The 24,245-nt window shown below is 58.2% G+C and carries 19 protein-coding genes and 1 pseudogene; 14 read left to right on the forward strand and 6 right to left on the reverse strand.

What is annotated here, in order from left to right:
• Window positions 1-17: 17 nt before the first annotated feature.
• Together ACYZTX_RS26155 and ACYZTX_RS26160 are read right to left on the reverse strand one after the other, a co-directional pair.
• A complete protein-coding gene (locus ACYZTX_RS26155) occupies window positions 18-584 on the reverse strand; it encodes a response regulator transcription factor (RefSeq protein ID WP_449643206.1) in 567 nt (188 codons plus the stop codon).
• Complete coding sequence (locus tag ACYZTX_RS26160; protein WP_462036463.1) at window positions 577-1,839, reverse strand: ATP-binding protein; 1,263 nt, start codon at window positions 1,837-1,839, stop codon at window positions 577-579. Before ACYZTX_RS26160 ends, ACYZTX_RS26155 begins: the two co-directional genes overlap by 8 nt.
• Before the next feature lie 363 nt (window positions 1,840-2,202).
• Between ACYZTX_RS26160 and ACYZTX_RS26165 the strand changes: the two genes are divergently transcribed.
• The 9 genes and pseudogenes from ACYZTX_RS26165 to ACYZTX_RS26205 all read left to right on the forward strand — a co-directional run bounded on the left by ACYZTX_RS26165 (window position 2,203) and on the right by ACYZTX_RS26205 (window position 14,264).
• Window positions 2,203-2,919: an SIMPL domain-containing protein gene (locus ACYZTX_RS26165; protein ID WP_462036464.1), complete on the forward strand. Its 717-nt coding sequence runs from the start codon at window positions 2,203-2,205 to the stop codon at window positions 2,917-2,919.
• A 622-nt stretch (window positions 2,920-3,541) separates the two neighbouring features.
• Window positions 3,542-5,166 (forward strand): annotated as a pseudogene (locus tag ACYZTX_RS26170) (ABC transporter substrate-binding protein).
• Window positions 5,167-5,469: 303 nt separating this feature from the next.
• Window positions 5,470-7,071 (forward strand): ABC transporter substrate-binding protein, encoded by a 1,602-nt coding sequence (locus ACYZTX_RS26175; protein WP_462036465.1) that lies wholly within the window; start codon window positions 5,470-5,472, stop codon window positions 7,069-7,071.
• 174 nt (window positions 7,072-7,245) lie between these two features.
• Entirely contained in the window at window positions 7,246-8,622 is a 1,377-nt protein-coding gene (locus ACYZTX_RS26180; RefSeq protein WP_462036466.1) for an OprD family porin, read from the forward strand.
• Between the two features lie 79 nt (window positions 8,623-8,701).
• Window positions 8,702-10,297, forward strand: coding sequence for an ABC transporter substrate-binding protein (locus ACYZTX_RS26185; protein WP_462036467.1), 1,596 nt, complete (start codon window positions 8,702-8,704; stop codon window positions 10,295-10,297).
• Between the two features lie 72 nt (window positions 10,298-10,369).
• A complete protein-coding gene (locus ACYZTX_RS26190) occupies window positions 10,370-11,380 on the forward strand; it encodes an ABC transporter permease subunit (protein WP_075947650.1) in 1,011 nt (336 codons plus the stop codon).
• Window positions 11,381-11,393: 13 nt separating this feature from the next.
• Entirely contained in the window at window positions 11,394-12,305 is a 912-nt protein-coding gene (locus ACYZTX_RS26195; RefSeq protein WP_462037112.1) for an ABC transporter permease subunit, read from the forward strand.
• A 10-nt stretch (window positions 12,306-12,315) separates the two neighbouring features.
• Window positions 12,316-13,284 carry an ABC transporter ATP-binding protein gene (locus ACYZTX_RS26200; protein ID WP_461984205.1) on the forward strand — a complete coding sequence of 323 codons (969 nt, stop codon included), beginning with the start codon at window positions 12,316-12,318 and terminating at the stop codon, window positions 13,282-13,284.
• On the forward strand, window positions 13,284-14,264 hold the full coding sequence (locus ACYZTX_RS26205) for a peptide ABC transporter ATP-binding protein (protein WP_282375031.1): 981 nt from the start codon (window positions 13,284-13,286) through the stop codon (window positions 14,262-14,264). Before ACYZTX_RS26200 ends, ACYZTX_RS26205 begins: the two co-directional genes overlap by 1 nt.
• A 114-nt stretch (window positions 14,265-14,378) precedes the next feature.
• Here the strand turns inward: ACYZTX_RS26205 and ACYZTX_RS26210 are convergent, their stop codons facing one another.
• The 3 genes from ACYZTX_RS26210 to ACYZTX_RS26220 form a co-directional block, all read right to left on the reverse strand.
• A complete protein-coding gene (locus tag ACYZTX_RS26210; protein WP_462036468.1) occupies window positions 14,379-14,630 on the reverse strand; it encodes a hypothetical protein in 252 nt (83 codons plus the stop codon).
• 156 nt (window positions 14,631-14,786) lie between these two features.
• Window positions 14,787-16,022, reverse strand: coding sequence for an MFS transporter (locus tag ACYZTX_RS26215; protein WP_462036469.1), 1,236 nt, complete (start codon window positions 16,020-16,022; stop codon window positions 14,787-14,789).
• A 246-nt stretch (window positions 16,023-16,268) separates the two neighbouring features.
• On the reverse strand, window positions 16,269-17,852 hold the full coding sequence (locus ACYZTX_RS26220) for a peptide chain release factor 3 (RefSeq protein WP_462036470.1): 1,584 nt from the start codon (window positions 17,850-17,852) through the stop codon (window positions 16,269-16,271).
• Between the two features lie 362 nt (window positions 17,853-18,214).
• On the opposite strand from ACYZTX_RS26220, the gene ACYZTX_RS26225 reads away from it, so the two are divergent.
• From ACYZTX_RS26225 to ACYZTX_RS26245, 5 genes are all read left to right on the forward strand, one after another.
• Window positions 18,215-18,931 (forward strand): ABC transporter permease, encoded by a 717-nt coding sequence (locus ACYZTX_RS26225; RefSeq protein ID WP_054049992.1) that lies wholly within the window; start codon window positions 18,215-18,217, stop codon window positions 18,929-18,931.
• Window positions 18,932-18,951: 20 nt separating this feature from the next.
• Window positions 18,952-19,860, forward strand: a complete 909-nt coding sequence (locus ACYZTX_RS26230; RefSeq protein WP_462036471.1) for a glycine betaine ABC transporter substrate-binding protein — start codon at window positions 18,952-18,954, stop codon at window positions 19,858-19,860.
• Window positions 19,861-19,872: 12 nt separating this feature from the next.
• A complete protein-coding gene (locus ACYZTX_RS26235) occupies window positions 19,873-20,526 on the forward strand; it encodes an ABC transporter permease (RefSeq protein ID WP_131062971.1) in 654 nt (217 codons plus the stop codon).
• Window positions 20,523-21,680: an osmoprotectant ABC transporter ATP-binding protein OsmV gene (locus tag ACYZTX_RS26240; protein ID WP_121733608.1), complete on the forward strand. Its 1,158-nt coding sequence runs from the start codon at window positions 20,523-20,525 to the stop codon at window positions 21,678-21,680. The genes ACYZTX_RS26235 and ACYZTX_RS26240 overlap by 4 nt, the downstream gene beginning before the upstream one ends.
• Window positions 21,681-22,136: 456 nt before the next feature.
• On the forward strand, window positions 22,137-23,300 hold the full coding sequence (locus ACYZTX_RS26245) for a type III PLP-dependent enzyme (RefSeq protein ID WP_462036472.1): 1,164 nt from the start codon (window positions 22,137-22,139) through the stop codon (window positions 23,298-23,300).
• A 44-nt stretch (window positions 23,301-23,344) separates the two neighbouring features.
• Here the strand turns inward: ACYZTX_RS26245 and ACYZTX_RS26250 are convergent, their stop codons facing one another.
• Window positions 23,345-24,223, reverse strand: a complete 879-nt coding sequence (locus tag ACYZTX_RS26250) for a hypothetical protein (protein WP_462036473.1) — start codon at window positions 24,221-24,223, stop codon at window positions 23,345-23,347.
• Window positions 24,224-24,245: the final 22 nt, after the last annotated feature.

Here is a 24,245-nt window from a genome sequence, read left to right on the forward strand (position 1 = left end):
ATTTGTTCAGCGCAGGTTCAGCGACGAACGGGACGCTTCTGCAGTTTGCGCTGCAGCGTGCGGCGGTGCATGCCCAAGGCGCGGGCAGTGGCGGAGATGTTGCCTTCGTGTTCGGTCAGCACACGCTGGATGTGCTCCCACTGCAGGCGATCCACCGACATCGGGTTTTCCGGCACCAGCGTGTCGAGGTCGGCGTGCTCGGAAAGCAGCGCGGCCAACACGTCATCGGCATCCGCCGGTTTGCACAGATAATTGCAGGCGCCACGCTTGATCGCCTCGACGGCGGTGGCGATGCTCGAGTAACCGGTGAGGATCACCACGCGCATTTCCGGGTCCAGCTCAAGTAGCTTGGGCAGCAGCACCAGGCCGGAATCGCCGTCCATTTTCAGGTCCAGCGCGGCGTAGTCCGGCAGGTCGGCCTGAGCGATGGTCAGGCCTTCTTCGGCGGAACCGGCGGTGCTGACGCGAAAGCCGCGGCGGGACATGGCACGGGCCATCACCCGGGTAAAAGTTGCGTCGTCGTCTACCAGCAGCAAATGCGGCAGTTCTTCGCCTTCGCCTTCGACTTGGATCTCGTCACTCATGTTCGTCTCCTCGGGCGACACGGGGCAGGCGCAGCTCGGTGAGCGTGCCGCCTTCCTCATGACTGTAGAGTTTCACTGAGCCGCCAGCGCGTGTCACGCTGGCCTTGCTCAAAAACAGGCCCAGGCCGAAACCTTTGCCCTTGGTGGTAAAAAATGGCTTGCCGATCTGCTCGGCGATGGCCAGCGGCACACCGGCGCCGTGGTCGCGGATGCTGATGGTCAGGTCATCGGCATTCCAGTCCAGCGTCACTTGCAGCCCTTCGGGGCAAGCGTCGGCAGCGTTGTTGAGCAAATTCAGCAGCGCCTGGGTCAGGTCCGGCGGCGGCGCCATGCGCGGAACGGCTCCTTGACCGAGGCGCTGGAAGCGATAACTGGCTTCCGGGCGCATCAGGTGCCAGCGGTTCAGCGCTTCGTCGAGCCAATCGGTGACGTCCTGCATCTCCACGGCCAAGCGGCGATTGGCCTCAGCCGCCCGAACAAGCTGCTGCAATGTTTCCTTGCAGAGCTTGACCTGATCCTGCAACACGCTCAGATCGTCCTGCAACATCGGGTCGTGATGGTCCTGGCGCATTTCCTTGAGCAGCACGCTCATGGTCGCCAGCGGCGTGCCCAATTCATGAGCAGCGCCGGCGGCCTGGGTGGCGACGGCCAGCAGTTGCTGATCGCGCAGGCCTTCTTCGCGACGGATGGCACGCAGCTCTTCCTGACGGCGCAACTCTTCGGCCATGCGTGCGGCGAAGAAGGTGATGACCGCCGCGGCCAGGGCGAAACTCAGCCACATCCCGTAAACCTGGAGGTTTTCCCGAGCAATCGGAAATGTCTGCAGCGGATAAAAGCGCGCCAGTAGTAGGGTGTACATCGTCAGCGCGATACCGGACAGAATCACCGAAAAACGCCACGGCAAGGTCACGGCTGCGATGGTCAGCGGCACCAGGTAATAAGAGACGAAGGGGTTGGTCGAGCCGCCGGAGAAATACAGCAAGGCACTGTGGATAAACAGGTCGCAAGCCAGTTGTACGGCGTATTCGAGCTCGGTTACCGGCCATGAGGTGCGCAGGCGAATCGCCGTGAACGCGCACAACAACATCGAGCAACCGAGGGTCGCGGCCAATTGAAACCAAGGCAAGGGCAGCAAGTCGAGCCAGTAGGCCAGGCCCACGGAACCGGCCTGAGCGGCCAACACCAACGTGCGGATGAACGTCAGCCGCCAAAGATTCTGGCGAGTCGCGGAAGTGATTTGAACGGGGGCGAGCATGAGCTCTCCTGATGAGCGCTCCAGGCGGATCGCACGGAGTATAACCAAGCACGGGGGCTGGCAGGCAAAAGTGCGGCAAACGGCCACAGCCTATTGGCCGACACGCATCCCTTGTAGCCGCTGCCGAAGGCTGCGTTCGAGCGCGAAGCGCTCGTAAAACCTGAGACCTCATTCCTTCAGGTAAAACGCGTCAGCCCAATGGCGACCGCTTCGCGCTCGAACGCAGCCTTCGGCAGCTGCTACACAGGATCGCGTCGATCTGTATAGAAGTTGTAACTGTGCGAACCGGATCATTAAAGCTAGAGTCTGATGGTTTCACGCAGGCTCGGACCTTAACCCCTGCGCACCGTCCAAGGAGTTTTCATGCACACTTTCCGCCGCAGCGCCGCCCTTCTTGCCCTAAGCGTTGGCACCGTCGCCAGCCTCCCGGCCCTGGCTGCCGACGAACTTCATTACAACCAGATCGCCCTGCGCGCCGAAGTCAGTCAGGAAGTCGCCCGCGACCTGATGATCGTGACCCTCTACACCGAAGAACAAAACACCGACCCGGCCAAACTCGCCGCCGACGTCAGCACCACCATGAACAAAGCGCTGGCCCAGGCCAAACAGGTCAAAGACATCACCCTGCGCCAGGGCAGCCGCAACAGCTACCCGATCTACGACACCAAGGGCCAGAAAATCACCGGCTGGCGCGAACGCGCCGAACTGCGCCTGGAAAGCTCTGACTTCGCCGCGCTGTCGAAACTGACCGGCGAACTGCTCACCGACCTGAAAATGGGCGGCATGGACTTCGCCATCGCCACACCAACCCGCAAGGCCAGCGAAGATGCGCTGCTTAAAGAAGCCGTGACGGCCTTCAAGGCCCGCGCTCAACTGGCCACTGATGCGCTGGGCGGCAACGGTTACAAAATCGTTAACCTGAACCTGAACAGCAACGGTTATCCACAGCCGTACATGCGTGGGCCGATGATGATGAAAGCGGCGAGCATGGACAGTGCGCCGGTGACGCCGGAAGTTGAGGCTGGCACCAGCCAGGTCAGCATGACAGCGGATGGGGCGATTGAAGTGTTGATGCCTTGATTCGATAACCGTACATAGAAACGGCGGTCACTGAAGTGATCGCCGTTTTTTTATGCCAGACCAAAACCCAAGCAATTCCTCTGTAGGAGTTTGCCGAAGGCCGTGGGAAAAAACCAAAAGCGCTACCGCAAGCAGCAAAGGTTGCACCCCCGGTACTACCAACACGCCCACGCAGCCCCCACCAAATCCCAAAGCCAAGCATCACCCACAGATGTCCACTGACAAACAGTAACGGAACAATCTGCCCGCCCCACACACAACAACCTGTTAAACAACAAACACCTACCTGCCAAACTAGAACTCAATCTCTTTCACGCCCGCCCTCCCCATTCACACCCCTCAGTGATGGGTATAATTAAGTAACACCGCGCTCCAATCGAGTGCGCAAGACGTCCAGATCGCCCCGCTCAGGTGCGCGATTTGCACCGGAAAAAACCTGCGCAAACGATCAAATGCGCCTGAATTTATACATATGCGACATTAAGGTACGTTCGTACCACTGTTTAAGGCTTGTTGCGACTCAGGATCTTGCAATAGGTATGGCCCCTGCATAAGTATCCGCAGGCACGACTCACGAGGTCGTCCTCAAAATTAAAAAATGACAACAAATCATGAGGCCACCATGCTTAAACACGCGGTCATTCCGTTTTTAGTCGGCGCCAGCTTATTAGCTGCCGCACCTTTCGCCCAAGCGGCGACTAACCTGGTGTTTTGCTCCGAAGGGAGCCCGGCCGGTTTTGATCCTGGTCAGTACACCACCGGAACCGACTTCGACGCCTCTGCAGAAACCATGTTCAACCGTTTGACTCAGTTCGAACGTGGAGGCACCGCTGTCATTCCTGGTCTGGCGACCAAGTGGGACATCTCCGATGACGGCCTGACTTACACCTTCCACCTGCGTGAAGGCGTCAAGTTCCACACTACCCCGTACTTCAAGCCGACTCGTGAGTTCAACGCCGACGACGTGCTGTTCACCTTTAATCGCATGATTAACAAGGATGATCCGTTCCGCAAAGCGTACCCGACCGAATTCCCGTACTTCACCGACATGGCGATGGACACCAACATCACCAAGATCGATAAAGTCGACGACCACACCGTCAAGTTCACCCTCAAAGAAGTTGATGCCGCGTTCATCCAGAACATGGCCATGAGTTTCGCTTCGGTCCAGTCCGCCGAGTACGCTGCCCAGCTGCTCAAGGAAGGCAAAACCGCCGACATCAACCAGAAGCCGGTCGGTACTGGCCCGTTTGTGTTCAAGAGCTACCAGAAAGACTCCAACATCCGCTACACCGGGAACAAGGACTACTGGAAGCCTGAAGACGTCAAGATCGACAACCTGATCTTCGCCATCACCACTGACCCGTCGGTACGTATTCAGAAGCTGAAGAAGAACGAGTGCCAGATCACTCTGTTCCCGCGTCCGGCCGACCTGAAGGCGCTGAAGGAAGACAAAACCCTGAAAATGCCTGACCAGGCTGGTTTCAACCTGGGCTACATCGCCTACAACGTGATGGACAAGGTCAAGGGCAGCAACGAGCCAAACCCGTTGGCCAACCTGAAAGTTCGCCAGGCGCTGGACATGGCGGTGAATAAACCGCAGATCATTGACTCGGTTTATCAGGGCGCCGGCCAACTGGCTGTTAATGCCATGCCGCCAACCCAGTGGTCCTACGACACCACCATCAAGACGCCAAATACGATCCTGAGAAAGCTAAAGAGCTGCTCAAGGAAGCCGGCGTCAAGCCAGGTACCGAAATCGTTCTGTGGGCGATGCCGGTGCAGCGTCCATACAACCCGAACGCCAAGCTGATGGCAGAAATGCTGCAGTCCGATTGGTCCAAGATCGGACTCAATGTCAAGATCCAGAGCTACGAGTGGGGCGAGTACATCAAGCGCTCCAAGGGCGGCGAAAACCAGGCGATGATCATCGGTTGGAGCGGCGACAATGGTGATCCGGACAACTGGCTCAACGTATTGTTTGGTTGCGACTCGCTGAGCGGCAACAACTTCTCCAAGTGGTGCGACAAGAAGTTCGACGGTCTCGTTAAAGAAGCCAAGCGCACAACCGACCAGGCCAAGCGCACCGAACTGTACAAGCAGGCGCAGCACGTCCTCAAAGACGCTGTTCCAATGACACCTATCGCTCACTCGACGGTGTTCCAACCCATGCGCGACAACGTGCAGGACTTCAAGATCAGCCCGTTTGGCTTGAACTCCTTCTACGGCGTCAGCGTCAGCAAATAAGGTTTTGCAACGGCGACGTTCTTGACGTCGCCGTTGCTTTATCTGCCGAGAAAGTAGGAAGCAACCTACATCCATTTCCGCTGAGTATTACGGCAGCGGTGTCGGACGCGTTGACCTTTCCTACAAGTCTTTAGGACTCTACGCATTTACTGCCAGACCCATCGCTCATACCGTCGGGATCTGACCAGTGCATGCGTGGGTTCTCGGTTATTGCTGCACGTCATGGTCTGGGATCAGTGAGGCCTCCACGTGTCTGGACGGGGCGACTCATTGTTTAACCACTAAAAATAAAGAGCGAGCGTCATGCGCCATACCTTGGTTTTATCCGCATTACTGGGCACCGGCCTGCTGGCCGCCACTTCCATTAGCCAGGCCGCCAATAACAGCCTGGTGTTCTGCTCCGAAGGCAGCCCCGCTGGCTTCGACACCGCGCAGTACACGACTTCGACCGATAACGATGCCGCCGAGCCGTTGTACAACCGGCTGGCAGAGTTCGAAAAAGGCGCGACCAACGTCGTACCAGGCCTGGCCACTCGCTGGGATATTTCCGAAGACGGCCTCAAATACACTTTTCACCTACGCGAAGGGGTGAAATTTCACACGACCAAATACTTCACGCCGACTCGTGATTTTAACGCCGACGACGTGCTGTTCACGTTCAATCGCATGCTTGATCCACAGCAACCTTTCCGTAAGGCTTATCCGACCGAGTTCCCGTATTTCAACGGGATGAGCCTGAACAAGAACATCGCCAAGGTCGAGAAGACCGGGCCGCTGACCGTGGTCATGACACTCAACAGCGTGGACGCCGCGTTCATCCAGAACATCGCCATGAGCTTCGCCGCCATTCTGTCCGCCGAATACGCTGACAAACTGCTGGCCGAAGGAAAACCGAGCGACATCAACCAGAAGCCGATCGGCACCGGGCCGTTCGTGTTTAAGAGCTACCAGAAAGATTCCAACATCCGTTACACCGGCAACAAGCAGTACTGGGACCCGAGCCGGGTCAAGCTCGACAACCTGATCTTCGCCATCAACACCGATGCCTCGGTGCGCGTGCAGAAGCTCAAGGCCAACGAGTGCCAGATCACCCTGCACCCGCGCCCTGCCGATGTGACTGCGCTGAAGAACGACCCGAAACTCACGCTCATCGAGAAGCCTGGTTTCAACCTCGGTTACATCGCCTATAACGTTCGGCACAAGCCTTTCGATCAACTCGAAGTTCGCCAGGCGCTGGACATGGCGGTGAACAAGCAGGGCATTCTCAACGCCGTTTACCAAGGCGCGGGGCAACTGGCGGTCAACGCCATGCCACCGACCCAATGGTCCTACGACGAGACCATCAAAGACGTCGCCTACAACCCGGAAAAAGCCAAGGAACTGCTCAAGGCTGCCGGCGTGAAGGAAGGCACTGAAATTACCCTCTGGGCCATGCCGGTCCAACGCCCGTACAACCCCAATGCCAAGTTGATGGCCGAAATGCTTCAGGCTGACTGGGCGAAGATCGGCCTCAAGGTCAAGATCGTCAGCTACGAATGGGGCGAGTACATCAAGCGCACCAAGAATGGCGAACACGACATCAGCCTGATTGGCTGGACCGGTGACAACGGGGACCCGGACAACTGGCTCGGCACGCTTTATAGCTGCGACGCCATTGGCGGCAACAACTACTCCATGTGGTGTGATCCGGCTTACGACAAGCTGATCAAGCAGGCCAAGGTTGTCACCGACCGCGACCAGCGCACCGTGCTTTACAAACAGGCGCAGCAGTACCTCAAGCAGCAGGTGCCCATGACGCCAGTCGCCCACTCGACGGTTAACCAGCCGTTGAGCGCCAAAATCGAAGGATTCAAGGTGAGTCCTTTCGGTCGCAACGTGTTCTCGGGCGTCAGCATAGAAAAGTAATCGATTAGCCAGAAACGCTGAGGGCGGATTCCGCCCTCACGCAAGCGTATTGCCGTAATTCCTCAGTTCGGCGTGTAGCAAACGTTTGCGATGCCTTCAATGACTTAAAAACAAAATAGCCGGATCACCCAAAAAGACCGGCATTAAAAAAAAGATAGAAAGGAGCTTCACTCCATGAAACTGAGTAGCACTGCGTTCTTGGCTATGGCCATCAGCAGCGTAACCGCCACGGCTTACGCAGAAACCCAAAGCCAGGACTTCGTTCCGACCCAACTGGCCAGCACCAATTCCCAGTCGGAAGCCAAAGGCTTCATCGATGGCCAAAGCCTGTCGGGTTCTACCCGAAACTGGTATGCCAACGAAGACAAACAACGTGGCGGTACTTTCAAGTACGAACGCCATGGTGAAACGCTGACCGGCTCGCGTCGCATCAACTGGGTTCAGGGCACCATCCTGAACTACACCTCCGGCTTCACCCAAGGCACCGTGGGTTTCAGCACCGAAGTTGCTGCCTACAACGCCATTGCGCTGGATCGCAGCCGCGAAGACATCAAGGGCGGTTCCAACCGTACCCTGGCTCACACCAACGGCGATGCCGTGGATCAGTGGAGCAAACTGGGTCTGGCCAACGTCAAGGCACGTATCTCCAACACCACCCTGACCGCCGGCCGCATGAACTTCAGCAGCCCGATCGTCGATGTCATCGGCAACCGTCCGTTGCCTTCGAGCTTTGAAGGTGTGGCCATTCACAGCGAAGAGTTCGACAACCTGTCGTTCGACCTCGGCACTTTCGACCGCGTGTCGCCACGTACCGAGCAGAGCCTGTCGAAATTCCGCTCCGAGTACACCAACAACGGCGCTGAAACCGACCACGTGAACACTGCCGGCCTGAACTATCAGCCGTTCAAAAGCCTGAAAACCAGCCTGTACGCGACCAACGTCGAAGACTTCTGGAACCAGTACTACTTCGGCGCTACTCACGAACTGGGTGACAGCTCGGTCCTGAGCCTGACCACCGGCCTGAACTACTACAAAACCGTCGACGAAGGCAAAAAGTTGATGGGTGAAATCGACAACGACACCTACTCTCTGTCGTTCGGCCTGACTCACCAGGCCCACAGCCTGACCTTCTCGTACCAGGAAGTGAACGGTAACGAGTACTTCGACTACCTGCACGAAACCAACGGCATCTACCTGGCCAACTCCCTGCTGTCGGACTTCAACGGCCCGAACGAGAAGTCCTTCCAGATTGCCTACGGTCTGAACATGGCCGAATACGGCGTGCCAGGCCTGAAGTTCAACATCTACCAGGCTCGCGGCTGGGGCATCGACGGTACGCACTACACCGGTACCGCCTACGACGTTCGCAACATGGACGGCGAGAACCACTATGAATACGGCATCGGTTCTTCGTACGCCGTGCAAAGCGGTCCGCTCAAGGCCACCACTGTTCGCGCGACCTACACCACTCACCGCGCCAGTGATAACCAGGCTGACGGCAGCATCAACGAGTTCCGTCTCGTGACCACTATCCCGTTCAAGATTTTGTAAAAACACTGCCCGACGGCTGACTCATGACGAGTCGGCCGTTTGGCTTTTTCCTGTTCAACCGATTGCAGAGGGTTCTTTGATGAAAATGCTTCCCCTACGTGCGGCCATCGCTGCCGCGTTGCTGAGTGTCGCTGTTGGCGTCTCGGCCAAACCCCTGGTGGTTTGCACCGAAGCCAGTCCGGAAGGTTTCGACACCGCCCTGTACACGACTGCAGTCACCGCTGACGCCGCGGCCGAAACCATCTTCAACCGTCTGGCGGACTTCAAGCCCGGCACCACTGAAGTGATTCCGGCACTGGCCGATTCCTGGGACATCAGCGAAGACGGTTTGACCTACACGTTCCACCTGCGTAAAGGCGTCAAGTTTCACACCACCGAATACTTCAAGCCTACCCGCAACATGAACGCCGACGACGTGGTCTGGAGCTTCCAGCGTCAGCTGGACCCGAATCACCCGTGGCACAAGCTGTCGAGCGTGGGCTTCCCGTACTTTGAAAGCATGGGCTTCAAGGAACTGCTGAAAAGCGTCGAGAAAGTTGACGACAACACCGTCAAATTCACGCTGACCCGTCGCGAAGCGCCGTTCCTGGCAGACGTCGCCATGGCCTTCTCCTCGATCTATTCCGTCGAGTACGCCGACCAGTTGCTCAAGGCCGACAAGACCGGCGACCTGAACAACAAGCCGGTCGGCACCGGCCCGTTCGTTTTCCAGCGTTACAACAAAGATGCCCAGGTGCGCTTCAAGGCCAACCCGGACTACTTCCGTGGCAAGCCACCGGCTGATGCCCTGATCCTGGCCATCGCCACCGATAACAACGTGCGCCTGCAAAAGCTCAAGGCCAACGAGTGCCAGGTCGCGCTGTATCCGAAACCGGATGACATCCCGAGCATCAAGAAAGACACCAACCTGAAGGTTGATGAGATGAACGCGATGACCGTTTCCTACATCGCGATGAACACCTCGCACAAATACATGAGCGACGTGCGTGTGCGTAAGGCCATCGACATTGCGTTCGACAAAGCTGCGTACGTGAACGCGCTGTTTGGCAAAGGCAACGCAACTGTCGCGGTCAATCCGTTCCCGGACACGCTGCTAGGCTACAACCACGACCTGAAAAACCCGCCACGTGATCTAGACAAGGCTCGCGCCCTGCTCAAGGAAGCCGGCGTGCCGGAAGGCACTACGTTTACCCTGTTCACCCGTAACGGTGGCGGTCCAACCAACCCGAACCCGATGCTCGGCGCGCAGATGATGCAGGCTGATCTGGCCAAAGTCGGAATCACGGTCGACATTCGCGTCATGGAATGGGGCGAAATGCTCAAACGCGCGAAAAACGGCGAGCACGACATGGTGTCTGCCGGATGGGCGGGCGATAACGGCGACCCGGATAACTTTCTGACGCCTATGCTCAGTTGCGAGGCGGCCAAAAACGGCGAAAACTACGCGCGCTGGTGCAATGAGAAGTTCCAGGCGCTGATCGATGAAGCCCGCGCTAAAGTGAACCCGGCGGAACGTGCAGCGCTCTATGAGCAAGCCCAGGAGGTTTTCAATCAGGACCAACCTTGGATCAGCATGGCCCACACCCGTATGTTCACTGCAATGCGCAACAACGTAGAGGGTTATCACATTAGCCCGCTCACCACTAATAACTTCGCCACCACCCAGGTGAAGTAGATAAGAAACTGCCGGCATTCCTGACCCAGGAATGCCGGGCACGCCTAACCGGCTGATGAGGTACACCACAAGATGTTTAGTTTTATTGCCCGCCGACTGGGGTTATTGATCCCCACGTTCTTCGGCATCACCTTGCTGACTTTCGCGTTGATCCGCATGATTCCAGGCGACCCCGTGGAAGTGATGATGGGCGAACGTCGCGTCGACCCCGAAATGCATGCTCAGGCAATGGAACGCCTGGGGCTGAACAAACCGCTGTATGCCCAATACCTGGATTACATCGGCAAACTGGCCCATGGCGATCTCGGCGAATCCCTGCGTACCCGTGAAAGCGTCTGGACCGAATTTACCTCTCTATTCCCCGCGACCCTGGAACTGTCCATGGCCGCCCTGTTGTTCGCCGGCATCCTGGGCCTGCTGGCCGGGGTGATCGCGGCACTCAAGCGAGGATCCCTGTTCGACCACGGGGTGATGGGCATCTCCCTGGCGGGATATTCGATGCCGATCTTCTGGTGGGGCCTGATCCTGATCATGTTCTTCTCGGTGTCCCTGGGCTGGACTCCGGTGTCAGGGCGGATCGACCTGCTCTATGACATCGAGCCGCGGACCGGCTTCATGCTCATCGACACGCTGCTGGCTGATGACGTCGGTGCGTTCTTCGATGCGCTGCACCACCTGATCCTGCCGGCCATTGTGCTCGGCACCATCCCGCTGGCGGTGATCGCGCGGATGACCCGCTCTTCGATGCTCGAAGTGCTGCGTGAAGACTACATCCGTACCGCCCGCGCCAAAGGCCTGTCGCCGTCGCGCGTGGTGTTCGTGCACGGTCTGCGTAACGCGCTGATTCCGGTACTGACCGTGGTCGGCCTGCAAGTCGGCACATTACTGGCCGGTGCGGTCCTGACCGAAACCATCTTCTCCTGGCCCGGCATCGGCAAATGGCTGATCGAAGCCATTGGCGCACGGGATTATCCCGTGGTGCAAAACGGCATCCTGTTAATCGCCTGCCTGGTGATTCTGGTCAACTTCGTGGTGGACATCCTCTACGGCTTTGCCAACCCACGCATTCGTCACCAGCGCTGAGATCATCATGACCATGACCACTTCAATTCCATCGGTAGCAGTCGATCAAAGCCTGCTGTACCCGTCCCCGTACAAAGAATTCTGGCATGCATTCTCCAGGAACAAAGGCGCTGTCGCCGGCCTGATGTTCATGCTGCTGGTGATTTTCTGCGCACTGTTCGCCCCTTGGGTGGCACCGCATAACCCGAGCGAGCAGTACCGCGACTTCCTGCTGACCCCGCCGTCCTGGCTGGAAGGTGGGCAACTCCAGTTCCTGCTCGGCACCGATGAACTGGGTCGCGACCTGCTGTCGCGACTGATCCACGGTTCGCGCCTGTCCCTGCTGATCGGCTTGTCGTCGGTGGTGATGTCGCTGATTCCGGGCATCCTGTTGGGTCTGTTCGCCGGGTTCTACCCGCGCCTGCTGGGCCCGACCATCATGCGTCTGATGGACATCATGCTGGCCCTGCCGTCCCTGCTGCTGGCGGTGGCGATTGTCGCCATCCTCGGCCCTGGCCTGATCAACACCATTATTGCCATCGCCGTGGTGTCCCTGCCGTCCTATGTTCGTCTGACCCGCGCGGCGGTGATGGGCGAGCTGAACCGCGACTACGTGACCGCCGCGCGTCTGGCCGGCGCCACGCTGCCACGCCTGATGTTCATCACCGTGCTGCCTAACTGCATGGCACCGCTGATCGTTCAGGCCACCTTGAGTTTCTCCTCGGCGATTCTCGATGCCGCGGCACTGGGCTTCCTCGGCCTTGGCGTGCAACCGCCAACCCCTGAGTGGGGCACCATGCTGGCTTCGGCTCGCGACTACATCGAACGCGCCTGGTGGGTCGTCAGTCTGCCTGGTTTGACCATTTTGCTCAGCGTGCTGGCAATCAACTTGATGGGCGACGGTCTGCGCGATGCGCTGGACCCGAAACTCAAGAACGCCGCCTGAGGAGATTCAAATGTCACTGTTAGAAATCAAGAATCTCAACGTTCGCTTTGGCGACAAGAACGCTGTTCCGGTGGTCGACGGCCTCGACATCACCGTGGACAAGGGCGAAGTTCTGGCCATCGTTGGCGAATCGGGTTCCGGCAAGTCCGTGACCATGATGGCGCTGATGGGCCTGATCGAACATCCGGGGATCGTCACCGCCGACGCCCTGAATTTCGATGGCAAGAACATGCTCAAGCTGAGCAACCGTCAGCGTCGGCAGATCGTCGGCAAAGACCTGGCCATGGTCTTCCAGGACCCGATGACCGCGCTGAACCCGAGCTACACCGTCGGTTTCCAGATCGAAGAAGTGCTGCGCCTGCACCTGAAAATGTCTGGCAAGCAAGCCCGCGCACGCGCCATCGAACTGCTTGAAAAAGTTGAAATCCCGGGTGCCGCCAGCCGTATGGATGCTTACCCGCATCAACTGTCCGGCGGCATGAGCCAGCGAGTCGCAATCGCCATGGCGATTGCCGGCGAGCCGAAACTGCTGATCGCCGACGAACCGACCACCGCACTGGACGTCACGATTCAGGCGCAAATCATGGACCTGCTGTTGGCGCTGCAGAAAGAGCAGAACATGGGCCTGGTGCTGATCACTCATGACCTTGCGGTCGTGGCTGAAACCGCTCAGCGTGTGTGCGTGATGTACGCCGGCCAAGCGGTAGAAGTGGGTCAGGTGCCTCAGCTGTTCGACATTCCGGCGCACCCGTACAGCGAAGCGCTGCTCAAGGCGATTCCGGAACACAGCCTGGGCGCCACGCGCCTGGCCACGCTGCCGGGCATCGTTCCCGGTCGTTATGACCGTCCGCAGGGTTGCCTGCTGTCGCCGCGTTGCCCGTATGTGCAGAACTCCTGCCGTCAGCAACGTCCAACCCTTGACCCGAAAAGCAACAGCCTCGCCCGCTGCTTCTACCCGCTGAATCAGGAGGTGGCGTAATGGCCGTCGTACTTACCGCCCGCGACCTGACCCGTCACTACGAAGTGTCCCGTGGCCTGTTCAAGGGCCATGCGACCGTGCGCGCCTTGAACGGTGTGTCGTTCGAACTGGAAGCCGGCAAGACCCTCGCTGTCGTCGGCGAATCGGGCTGCGGAAAATCCACCCTGGCCCGTGCCCTGACGCTGATTGAAGAGCCGTCCTCCGGCTCCTTGAAAATCGCCGGGCAGGAAGTCACCGGCGCGAACAAGGCTGAACGCAAGCAACTGCGCAAAGACGTGCAGATGGTGTTCCAGAGCCCTTACGCGTCGTTGAACCCACGGCAAAAAGTCGGTGACCAGCTCGGCGAGCCGCTGCTGATCAACACCAACCTGTCGGCTTCCGAACGTCGCGAGAAAGTTCAGGCGATGATGAAGCAGGTGGGCTTGCGTCCTGAGCACTACCAGCGTTATCCGCACATGTTCTCCGGCGGTCAGCGCCAGCGGATCGCCCTGGCCCGCGCGATGATGTTGCAGCCTAAAGTGCTGGTAGCGGATGAACCGACCTCGGCGCTGGACGTGTCGATTCAGGCGCAGGTATTGAACCTGTTCATGGATCTGCAGCAAGAGTTCAACACCGCCTACGTGTTCATCTCCCACAACCTGGCAGTGGTGCAACACGTCGCCGATGACGTGATGGTGATGTACCTCGGTCGCCCTGTGGAAATGGGCCCGAAGAACGACATCTACGAGCGTCCTTTGCACCCGTACACCCAGGCGTTGCTGTCGGCCACCCCGACCATTCACCCGGACCCGAACAAGCCGAAAATCAAGATCGTCGGCGAGTTGCCCAACCCGTTGAACCCGCCATCCGGCTGCGCATTCCACAAGCGCTGCCCGTACGCGACCGAGCGCTGCAGCACTGAAGAGCCGGCCTTGCGCCTGCTCGACAGCCGCCAGGTGGCTTGCCACTACGCCGAGCAATTCCTCGACGGCGCCGCGTAACAAACTGTGGGAGCGAGCCGGCTCGCTCCCACAGGGATTTGCGACCTGTTCAATAACCCCTTCTGCCCCGCTGCGCATCAGTCGGGGGAGAAGGGGTTTTCTTTTGCCTGCTACCTAAGCCCCTTCATTTTCATCGGTATCGGCATCGGGATCGTCAGTGGTCGAGTCGTCATCATCTGCACTGCCGCCCTGCCCCTGATCACCGGGCTCTGATTCGGATTTGGCAAGCATCAGATCACCCTGCACCACCGCTCCGCTCGACGCCTGAGTATCGTGATCCTCACATTCGGCCCACACCGACGAACTGCCGAGGGACAACATCACCACCACTTTCAACAGCAATAAAACCCGGAAAAATCTGTTCATAGCCGATTCCATCCTTTTGCGGGTGAAACATAAGTGCCTGACTGGCGCTGTGTGAAATCTAGTAGCGCTCAGCCGGGTTCTCCAGATAGGACGCTAACGAATGGGCGGAAATGCCGTCAGCGGCCAGACTGGTTTCTGATAACACCCATAACCGAATCAGCTAAGCGAAGTGGCGCGCGGCGTTTGTGGGTCAAGCCCTTTCGAGGCGCCCAAACGTGTGGCCTGATAAATCAGCGGGGTGGACAGCAACGCCAGCGCGGCGCTGACGAACCAGACAATGTGCCCACCGAAATGGCCGTAAAGCTGACCACCAAGCACCGGTGAAAGCAGCGCGCTCGCACTCCAGCACATGAAGAACAGGCCGAAGTACTGGCCGCTTTTTCCGGCTTGCGCGTGCTGCATGACGAGCACATTCAGCGGCGGCATGAACAGGGCTTCCCCCAGCGTCCAGACCACAGTCGACAGACAGGCGTAAAACACCCCGGAGCCGAGGGGCAACATGCCGAGCCCGACCGCCAGCAACACACATCCCGCCACCAGTTGGCGGCGCGCGCCCATGCGTTCGCCCCAGTGCGACAGCGGTATTTGCAATACCACAATCAGCATCGCATTGAGCCCGAACTGCCAGCCGATGGCTTCAGTGCTCAACCGGTAGTAATCCCGCAGGTAATTGCCGAGCATGCTGTAGATCGAGTCGAACGCCATGCCGAGCAAGATCACCGCTGCCAGCAACCAAAGGAACGGTCGATCTCGATAAGGGACGCCTGTGCCTGCGCCGGCATCGGGCGTTTCGTCAGGAATCAGCACCGGTCGGTGCCATGTCGTGCGGACAAACCAAAGCAATGCCAGCAGCGTCATGGCCGCGCTGACAAAAAACACCCAGCGAAAATCGGTCTGCGCCAGCACCCCGCCCGCCAGCCCGGCGGCAGCCATTCCGAGGTTTCTGGCGACACGGCTCAAGGCCTGCGCGCGAGGACGCTGCGCCACCTCGCAGTACTCCATGATCAGCCGCTGATGCAGCGTACGAATCGACCCGTCGAGTGTCCCGCTGAGCAAAAGCAAACCTGCCAGCAGCGGCACCTGCGTGGTCAGCCCGAGTAAGACCAGCGTCCACACCGAGGCAAAAAACAGCGCTGCGGTCAGCCGCGCCGTGGCCACATGATCGCTCAGCCATCCGCCCAGCATCGAGCCGATCAACAGCCCGGCGCCATAAGCAGACAGCAACCAGCCGACGGTTTCAATGGCCAGCCCAAGTTCCTGACGCAGGTACAGCGCCATGAACAGCTTGACCATGCTGCTCAAGCGATTGATGAAAAGCAGCGCCGCCAGCACCCAGGCCATGGTGCAGAAATAACCATCCAGCCGCAGCAAGTGAGTCAGCCGACTCGTCATTCCATTGATCCTTAAAAAGGCAGCTATTTGCGAATTGCCTTCCGAACAGTAGACGGCTACGACTGGGTTGTCGCGAGTAGAAACACCAACATCGCAAAACCAGAATCAAGCTACCCGGCGAAGGGAAAAAACCTACGGAAAAATCGTTGCGCAACGACTGCGACTACTCCGGAAAATCAATTTCACAGACAAAAAAAAGCCCCCGAGGCTCACGCATCGGGGGCTTTCATCAAAGCGACTCAGCGCTTAATGATGCTCACGCGTCGCACGGAATTTCACGTCCGGCCAGCGCTCTTCCATCAGTGCCAGGTTGACCCGGGTCGGGGCCAGGTAGGTCAGGTGACCGCCGCCGTCAATCGCGAGGTTTTCCACCGCCTTGATCTGGAACTCTTCAAGCTTTTTCTTATCGCTGCAATCGATCCAGCGCGCGGAATAAACGGTGATCGGCTCATAGGAGCACTCGACCTTGTATTCCTCTTTCAAGCGACTGGCGACCACATCGAACTGCAGCACACCGACGGCACCCAGGATGATGTCGTTGCTGCGCGTGGGGAAGAACACCTGGGTCGCGCCTTCTTCCGCCAGTTGCTGCAGACCCTGACGCAGTTGCTTGGACTTGAGCGGATCACGCAGGCGCACGCGACGGAACAGTTCCGGGGCGAAGTGCGGGATGCCGGTGAAGCCCAGGACTTCGCCTTCGGTGAAGGTGTCGCCGATCTGGATAGTGCCGTGGTTGTGCAGGCCGATGATGTCGCCGGCAAACGCTTCTTCCAGTTGCTCACGCTCGGAGGAGAAGAACGTCAGCGCATCGCCGATCCGTACGTCCTTGCCGGTGCGCACGTGGCGCATTTTCATGCCTTTTTCGTATCTGCCGGAGCAGATACGCATGAAGGCGATACGGTCGCGGTGTTTCGGGTCCATGTTCGCCTGGATCTTGAACACGAAGCCGGCGAATTTCTCTTCAACTGGCTCAACGGTGCGCTCGTTGGCAACACGGGCCAGCGGTTTCGGCGCCCAGTTGACCACGGCGTCGAGCACGTGATCGACACCGAAGTTGCCCAGTGCAGTACCGAAGAACACCGGGGTCAGTTGGCCGTCGAGGAATTCCTGTTGATTGAATTCGTGACAGGCGCCCTGCACCAGCTCCAGCTGATCGACGAAGCGATCGTACTCGTCGCCCAAGTGCGCGCGGGCTTCATCGGAGTCGAGCTTCTCGATGATTTTCACATCGGTGCGCTCGTGGCCGTGGCCGGCGGTGTAGACGATGATGTAATCGTCGGCGAGGTGGTAAACGCCCTTGAAGTCGCGGTAGCAACCGATCGGCCAGGTGATCGGCGCCGCCTTGATCTTCAGGACCGCTTCGATTTCGTCGAGCAATTCGATCGGGTCGCGGATGTCACGGTCGAGTTTGTTGATGAAGCTGACAATCGGCGTGTCACGCAGACGGCAGACGTCCATCAGCGCGATGGTCCGTGGCTCTACACCCTTACCGCCGTCGAGGACCATCAATGCCGAGTCAACCGCCGTCAGGGTGCGGTAAGTGTCTTCGGAGAAGTCTTCGTGGCCCGGGGTGTCGAGCAGGTTGATCATGTGATCGCGATACGGGAACTGCATGACCGACGTGGTAATGGAAATACCCCGTTGTTTTTCCATTTCCATCCAGTCGGAGGTGGCATGGCGGTCGGATTTACGGGATTTCACCGTGCCAGCAATCGCAATCGCCTTGCCCATCAGCAAGAGCTTCTCGGTGATGGTGGTTTTACCGGCATCGGGGTGGGAAATAATGGCGAAAGTGCGGCGCTTCGCGACTTCGGCGGCCTGTTTGGTCATGGGAAATCGCCTGGCAGGTGATTCAAAAAAGGGCGGCGAGTATAGCGCAAACCGAGCCTTACGGACCACCGCTCGCCCAGTCGCCCATGGCGATTGACGGGACCGTTGGGACATCAAGGGTGGCTAAATGCTGCTAAATATGGAACCTTTTAAAAGGTGGAGGCGTCCACTCCCCCGTTACATCACTCGTAGCAGGGTTTGAAAAATCTGCAAGTTAGCCTGACGAGGCTGCGCTTATGGCTCGATCTCATGCGGTTCCATCAGCATGGGGAGCTGCTTCTCGCGAACGTTGATAATCCCGGCAGCCAGGAATGGCATGCCCCACGGGACTGCGTCCGCCGACTGAAAAAAGGAGTCCGCCTGTGGCTATTCGCTATGGCAAGGGGCTGATAGGAGGTGCGGTTGTCGTCGCCCTTCTGGCCCTGCTGGTCCACTGGATTGGCATCAACACGATCGAACATTACCGCGACGATTTGTTGTTTTACCTGCAAGCTCACTTGATTCTCGTCCTTGTTTCCATGCTGGCCGCCCTCGTTGTGGGCATCCCCGCCGGCATCTTCCTCAGCCGCCCGACCATGGTGGGACGCGCTGAACGCTTCATGCAGATCTTCAACATCGGCAACACCGTGCCGCCTCTTGCCGTACTGGCCATCGCCCTGGGGATCCTCGGCATCGGCAGCGGGCCCGCGATTTTCGCTCTGTTCCTCGCCTCGCTGTTGCCGATCGTGCGCAACACCTATGAAGGCCTGAAGAACGTCCAGGGATCGCTCAAGGAAGCGGCCGTCGGCATCGGCATGACACCGACTCAGGTGCTGTGGCGCGTCGAACTACCGAACGCCGTCCCGATCATCATCGGTGGCGTGCGTGTGGCCCTGGCGATCAACGTCGGGACTGCACCGCTGGCGTTCCTGATCGGCGCCAACAGTCTGGGCAGCCTGATTTTCCCAGGCATCGCCCTGAACAATCAGCCGCAACTGCTGCTCGGCGCGGCCTGCACCGCCCTGCTGGCCTTGCTGCTCGACGGTCTGGTGACACTCGCCAGCCGCCTCTGGCTCGAACGCGGCTTGCGCCCGTCTTAAGCCTCGGCAAAGGAATATTTATGAAAGCTTTCCACCTAAAAGGCATGACCTTATTGATGGGCTGCGTCCTGCTGTTCGCAGGATTTGCCCAAGCCGCTGAAAAACCCGTGATTCGCATCGGCGCCCGGGTGTTCACCGAACAAACCCTGCTGGCGGAAATCACTTCCCAGTACCTGCGCACCAAGGGTTACGACACTCAGGTGACCGGTGGTCTGGGCAGCAACCTGGCCCGCAGCGCCCACGAAAGTGGTCAGCTGGATTTGATGTGGGAATACACCGGCGTGTCGCTGGTGGCGTACAACCACATCACTGACAAGCTCGACAGCGCTCAGTCCTACGCCAAAGTGAAAGAACTCGACGCAAAAAAAGGCCTGATCTGGCTCACCCCGTCGAAGTTCAGCAACACCTACGCCCTGGCCTTGCCGGAAAAAACCGCGAAGGCCTACCCCCAGATCAACACCATCAGCGAGCTGAACACGGTGCTGCAGGCTGAGGCGAAGACCCATCATCTTGTCGCGCTGGACACCGAGTTCGCCAACCGTTCCGACGGGCTGGACGGCATGGTCGAGCTCTACGGCATGAACCTGACCCGCAAAAACATCCGCCAGATGGACGCCGGGCTGGTCTATACCGCCCTGCGCAATGGCCAAGTGTTTGCCGGTCTGGTCTACACCACTGATGGTCGTCTGAACGCCTTCAAGTTGAAACTGCTGGAAGACGACAAGCACTACTTCCCGGACTACACCGCCGCGCCAGTGGTGCGTCAGGTCTACCTCGATGCTCATCCGAAACTCGCAGAAGAACTCAAGCCGCTGGCCGAACTGTTCGACGACGCCACCATGCGCCAGCTCAATGCGCGGGTCGATGTCGATCATGAAAGCCCTTCATCCGTTGCCGCCGATTTCCTGCGCCAGCACCCCATCAACTAAGGAGGAAAAGCCATGGAATTTCTGAACGCCTTTTCCCATCTTGACTGGCCATTGGTCCTGCAACTGACCGGGCAGCACATCACCCTCGTCGGTATTGCCGTGACCCTGGCGATTCTGGTCGGCGTGCCGCTGGGCATCCTGATGACCCGCTTCCCGACCCTCGCCGGTCCGTTGCAAGCCAGCGCCACGGTGCTGCTGACGGTGCCGTCGATTGCGCTGTTCGGCCTGTTGCTGCCGTTCTACTCCAAGTTCGGCCAGGGCCTGGGTCCGATGCCGGCGATTACCGCAGTGTTTCTATACTCGCTGCTGCCGATCATGCGTAACACCTACCTCGCCCTGACCGGCGTCGAACCCGGCATTCGCGAAGCCGCGCGCGGCATCGGCATGACCTTCGGCCAGCGCCTGCGCATGGTCGAGTTGCCGATCGCCGTGCCCGTGATCCTCGCCGGCGTACGCACCGCCGTGGTCATGAACATTGGTGTCATGACCATCGCCGCGACCATCGGCGCCGGTGGCCTCGGTGTACTTATTCTCGCTTCAATCAGCCGCAGCGACATGTCGATGCTGATCGTCGGCGCCGTGCTGGTCAGTCTCCTGGCCATCTTCGCCGACCTGCTTCTGCAATGGCTGCAACGCACGCTGACTCCAAAAGGACTCCTGAAATGATCGAACTTCAAAACCTCAGCAAGACCTTCCAAAGCAACGGCAAAGATGTGAAAGCCGTGGACTCGGTAAGCCTGACCGTCAATGAAGGCGAGATCTGTGTGTTCCTGGGGCCATCGGGCTGCGGCAAAAGCACCACGCTGAAGATGATCAACCGCCTGATCAAACCAACCTCGGGCAAGATTCTGATCAACGGCGAAGACACCACCGACCTCGACGCCGTGACCCTGCGCCGCAACATCGGTTATGTGATTCAGCAGATCGGTCTGTTCCCGAACATGACCATCGAGGAAAACATCACCATCGTTCCGCGCCTGTTGGGTTGGGACAAACAGAAATGCCACGACCGCGCCCGCGAGTTGATGAGCATGATCAAGCTGGAACCCAAGCAATACCTGAATCGCTACCCGCGTGAATTGTCCGGTGGCCAACAGCAACGGATCGGCGTGATTCGTGCGCTGGCGGCGGATGCACCGCTGTTGCTGATGGACGAACCGTTTGGCGCGGTCGACCCGATCAACCGCGAGATGATTCAGAACGAGTTCTTCGAGATGCAACGGGCGCTGAACAAGACCGTGATCATGGTCAGCCACGACATCGACGAAGCGATCAAGCTGGGCGATAAAATTGCGATCTTCCGCGCAGGCAAACTGTTGCAGATCGATCACCCGGATACGCTGCTGGCGCACCCGGCGGATGACTTTGTCAGCAACTTCGTTGGCCAGGACAGCACCCTCAAGCGTCTGTTGCTGGTTAAAGCCGAAGACGCGGCGGACAACGCACCGTCGGTGAGTCCGGAAACGCCCGTGGCTGAAGCCCTGGAGTTGATGGACGAACTGGACCGTCGTTATGTGGTGGTCACTGACGGTGAGAACAAGGCGCTCGGTTATGTACGACGCCGCGACCTGCACCGTCAGACCGGTACGTGCGCGCAATACCTGCGCGAGTTCAACGCGACAGCGGCGTTTGACGAGCATTTGCGCATCCTGCTGTCGCGCATGTACGAGTTCAACCGCTCGTGGTTGCCGGTGATGGATGCCGAGCGGGTGTTCCTGGGTGAAGTGACTCAGGAATCGATTGCCGAGTATTTGAGCTCTGGTAAGTCCCGTGGCGGCAAGACCAGCATTGTTTCGCCTGCCGAGACTGCTGTCGCATGATCTGACGCCTTCGCGAGCAAGCCCGCTCCCACATTTGATCGGCGTTATCTGAATGAACGCGGACCAATGTGGGAGCGGGCTTGCTCGCGAATGGGGCACCACAAATCCCCCTGAACTACCTCAAATTCCCCTCCAACGGGAACATCACACTGTCATGCAGGTCGGTTACACAGGTGACTGACGCGCACCGCACGACGGATGCGTGCAAAAACGCGACATTTTTTGTTGATCTCAAGCCCCTCACGCCCTAAAGTTCGCGCCGAACGTCCATGCTGGAAACGATCCATCCGGCTCAAGTACTGACGACGAGACAGCAAGGCCAAGGGAAGCACCGCCTCCCATGGCCTTTTTGCTTTCGGCGACATGCCTTGGGAAGTAGGCGAACCAAAGTGGGGATACGGAGGACGTTCATTTGCACCCATTGTTAATTTCAGTTTGCCAGTAGGAGTTCCCAGCATGTCGATCAACGTCGAAGACTATTTCGCGCGCGATACCTTCCAGAAAATGAAGGCGTTCGCCGACAAACAAGAAACCCCGTTCGTGGTGATCGACACCGCGATGATCAGCCAGGCCTACGATGACCTGCGCGCCGGTTTCGATTTCGCCAAGGTCTACTACGCGGTCAAGGCCAACCCGGCCGTCGAAGTCATCGACCTGCTCAAAGAGAAAGGCTCGAACTTCGACATCGCCTCGATCTACGAGCTCGACAAAGTGATGAACCAGGGCGTCGGCCCTGATCGCATCAGCTACGGCAACACCATCAAGAAATCCAAAGACATTCGCTACTTCTACGAGAAGGGCGTGCGTCTGTACGCCACCGACTCCGAAGCCGACCTGCGCAACATCGCCAAGGCTGCACCGGGTTCGAAAGTCTACGTGCGCATCCTCACCGAAGGCTCGACCACCGCTGACTGGCCTTTGTCGCGCAAATTCGGCTGCCAGACCGACATGGCCATGGACCTGCTGATTCTCGCCCGCGACCTGGGCCTGGTGCCGTACGGCCTCTCGTTCCACGTCGGCTCGCAACAGCGCGACATCAGCGTCTGGGACGCGGCGATCGCCAAGGTCAAAGTGATCTTCGAGCGCCTGAAAGAAGAAGACGGCATTCACCTGAAGCTGATCAACATGGGCGGCGGCTTCCCGGCCAACTACATCACCCGCACCAACAGCCTGGAAACCTACGCCGAAGAAATCATCCGTTTCCTCAAGGAAGATTTCGGTGACGAACTGCCGGAAATCATCCTGGAACCAGGCCGTTCGCTGATCGCCAACGCTGGCATCCTGGTCAGCGAAGTGGTGTTGGTTGCACGTAAATCCCGTACCGCCGTCGAGCGATGGGTGTACACGGATGTGGGCAAGTTTTCCGGCCTGATCGAAACCATGGACGAAGCCATCAAGTTCCCGATCTGGACCGAGAAGAAAGGCGAAGTGGAAGAAGTGGTCATCGCCGGCCCGACCTGCGACAGCGCCGACATCATGTACGAAAACTACAAGTACGGTTTGCCGCTGAACCTGGCGATCGGTGATCGTTTGTACTGGTTGTCGACCGGTGCTTACACCACCAGTTACAGCGCGGTTGAATTCAATGGCTTCCCGCCGTTGAAATCCTTCTACGTATAAGTGATCTCATGAAAAAAAGGTCCATGAAAACATGGACCTTTTTTTTATTTCCGCAGCCATTCCTCAAAATGGTTCATCATCGCCATGCACTCATTAGCGCCCTCCATAGTCGCACCCAACTTGAAATTCAACTCCCCGAGTTTGGACACTCGTTTTGCACTCAACAGTTCGTTGATTACACCATCCATACGTTGATATATTTCCTCGATAAACAACCCCATCTGCGAGCTCACAGAAGCGAACCCGTTAAATAACGCTGTAATATCGGCCTTATATTCCGGCGCCCTGACCGAAGCGTCCCTGGAAGAGTAAGCGATGTCCCAGACAGGTGTAGTGCTAGACTCGCGAAACAACTCTTGCGCAACAGTCGGTTGTGGATGGCAATGACAAGATCGATGGTCCATTGCCCGCGTGAATACCGATTTCAGTCCAAACGACTCGTTATGCAGCTCCCGGATCGTATATGTCAGTTGTCGTATCGCAGCTCTTAGCTCATAAAATCGAAGAGCCAATTCGTGAACCAGGTCCGGTACGTTCTGGGGCGGAAATAACTTCCAGGTCTGGGAATTGGATAAGCCGTACAACCTGAAATCCACTTGGTCAATTGGCTCGCTCCTGGAAGTTTGCTTAGTCACCTCTAAAGATTCGCGAGTGAAAGTCGCCAGATCTTCAACATAAGCGCTGCATAGAAGCCTGGCTTCTTCAGTACACCCCCAAAACTCTTGCAGATATCGCTCATTAAATCTGGCATTGTTCAGGCGCGAATCCTGGGCCAGAATCGCAAGTTGATGGCCGCTGTTTCTACGCCGCGCAAACACAACCGGTATACTGTTGAATGTCGGCTGCAGGGAACCAAGAAAATGGGTGTAACGATCTAACACACGCCGCCGCGCCGCGGTAAATTCATATGCAAGTATATTCATCTTTCATTTTAGAGGGGGGGGG

The sequence above is a fragment of the Pseudomonas sp. MDT1-17 genome (assembly GCF_054898105.1).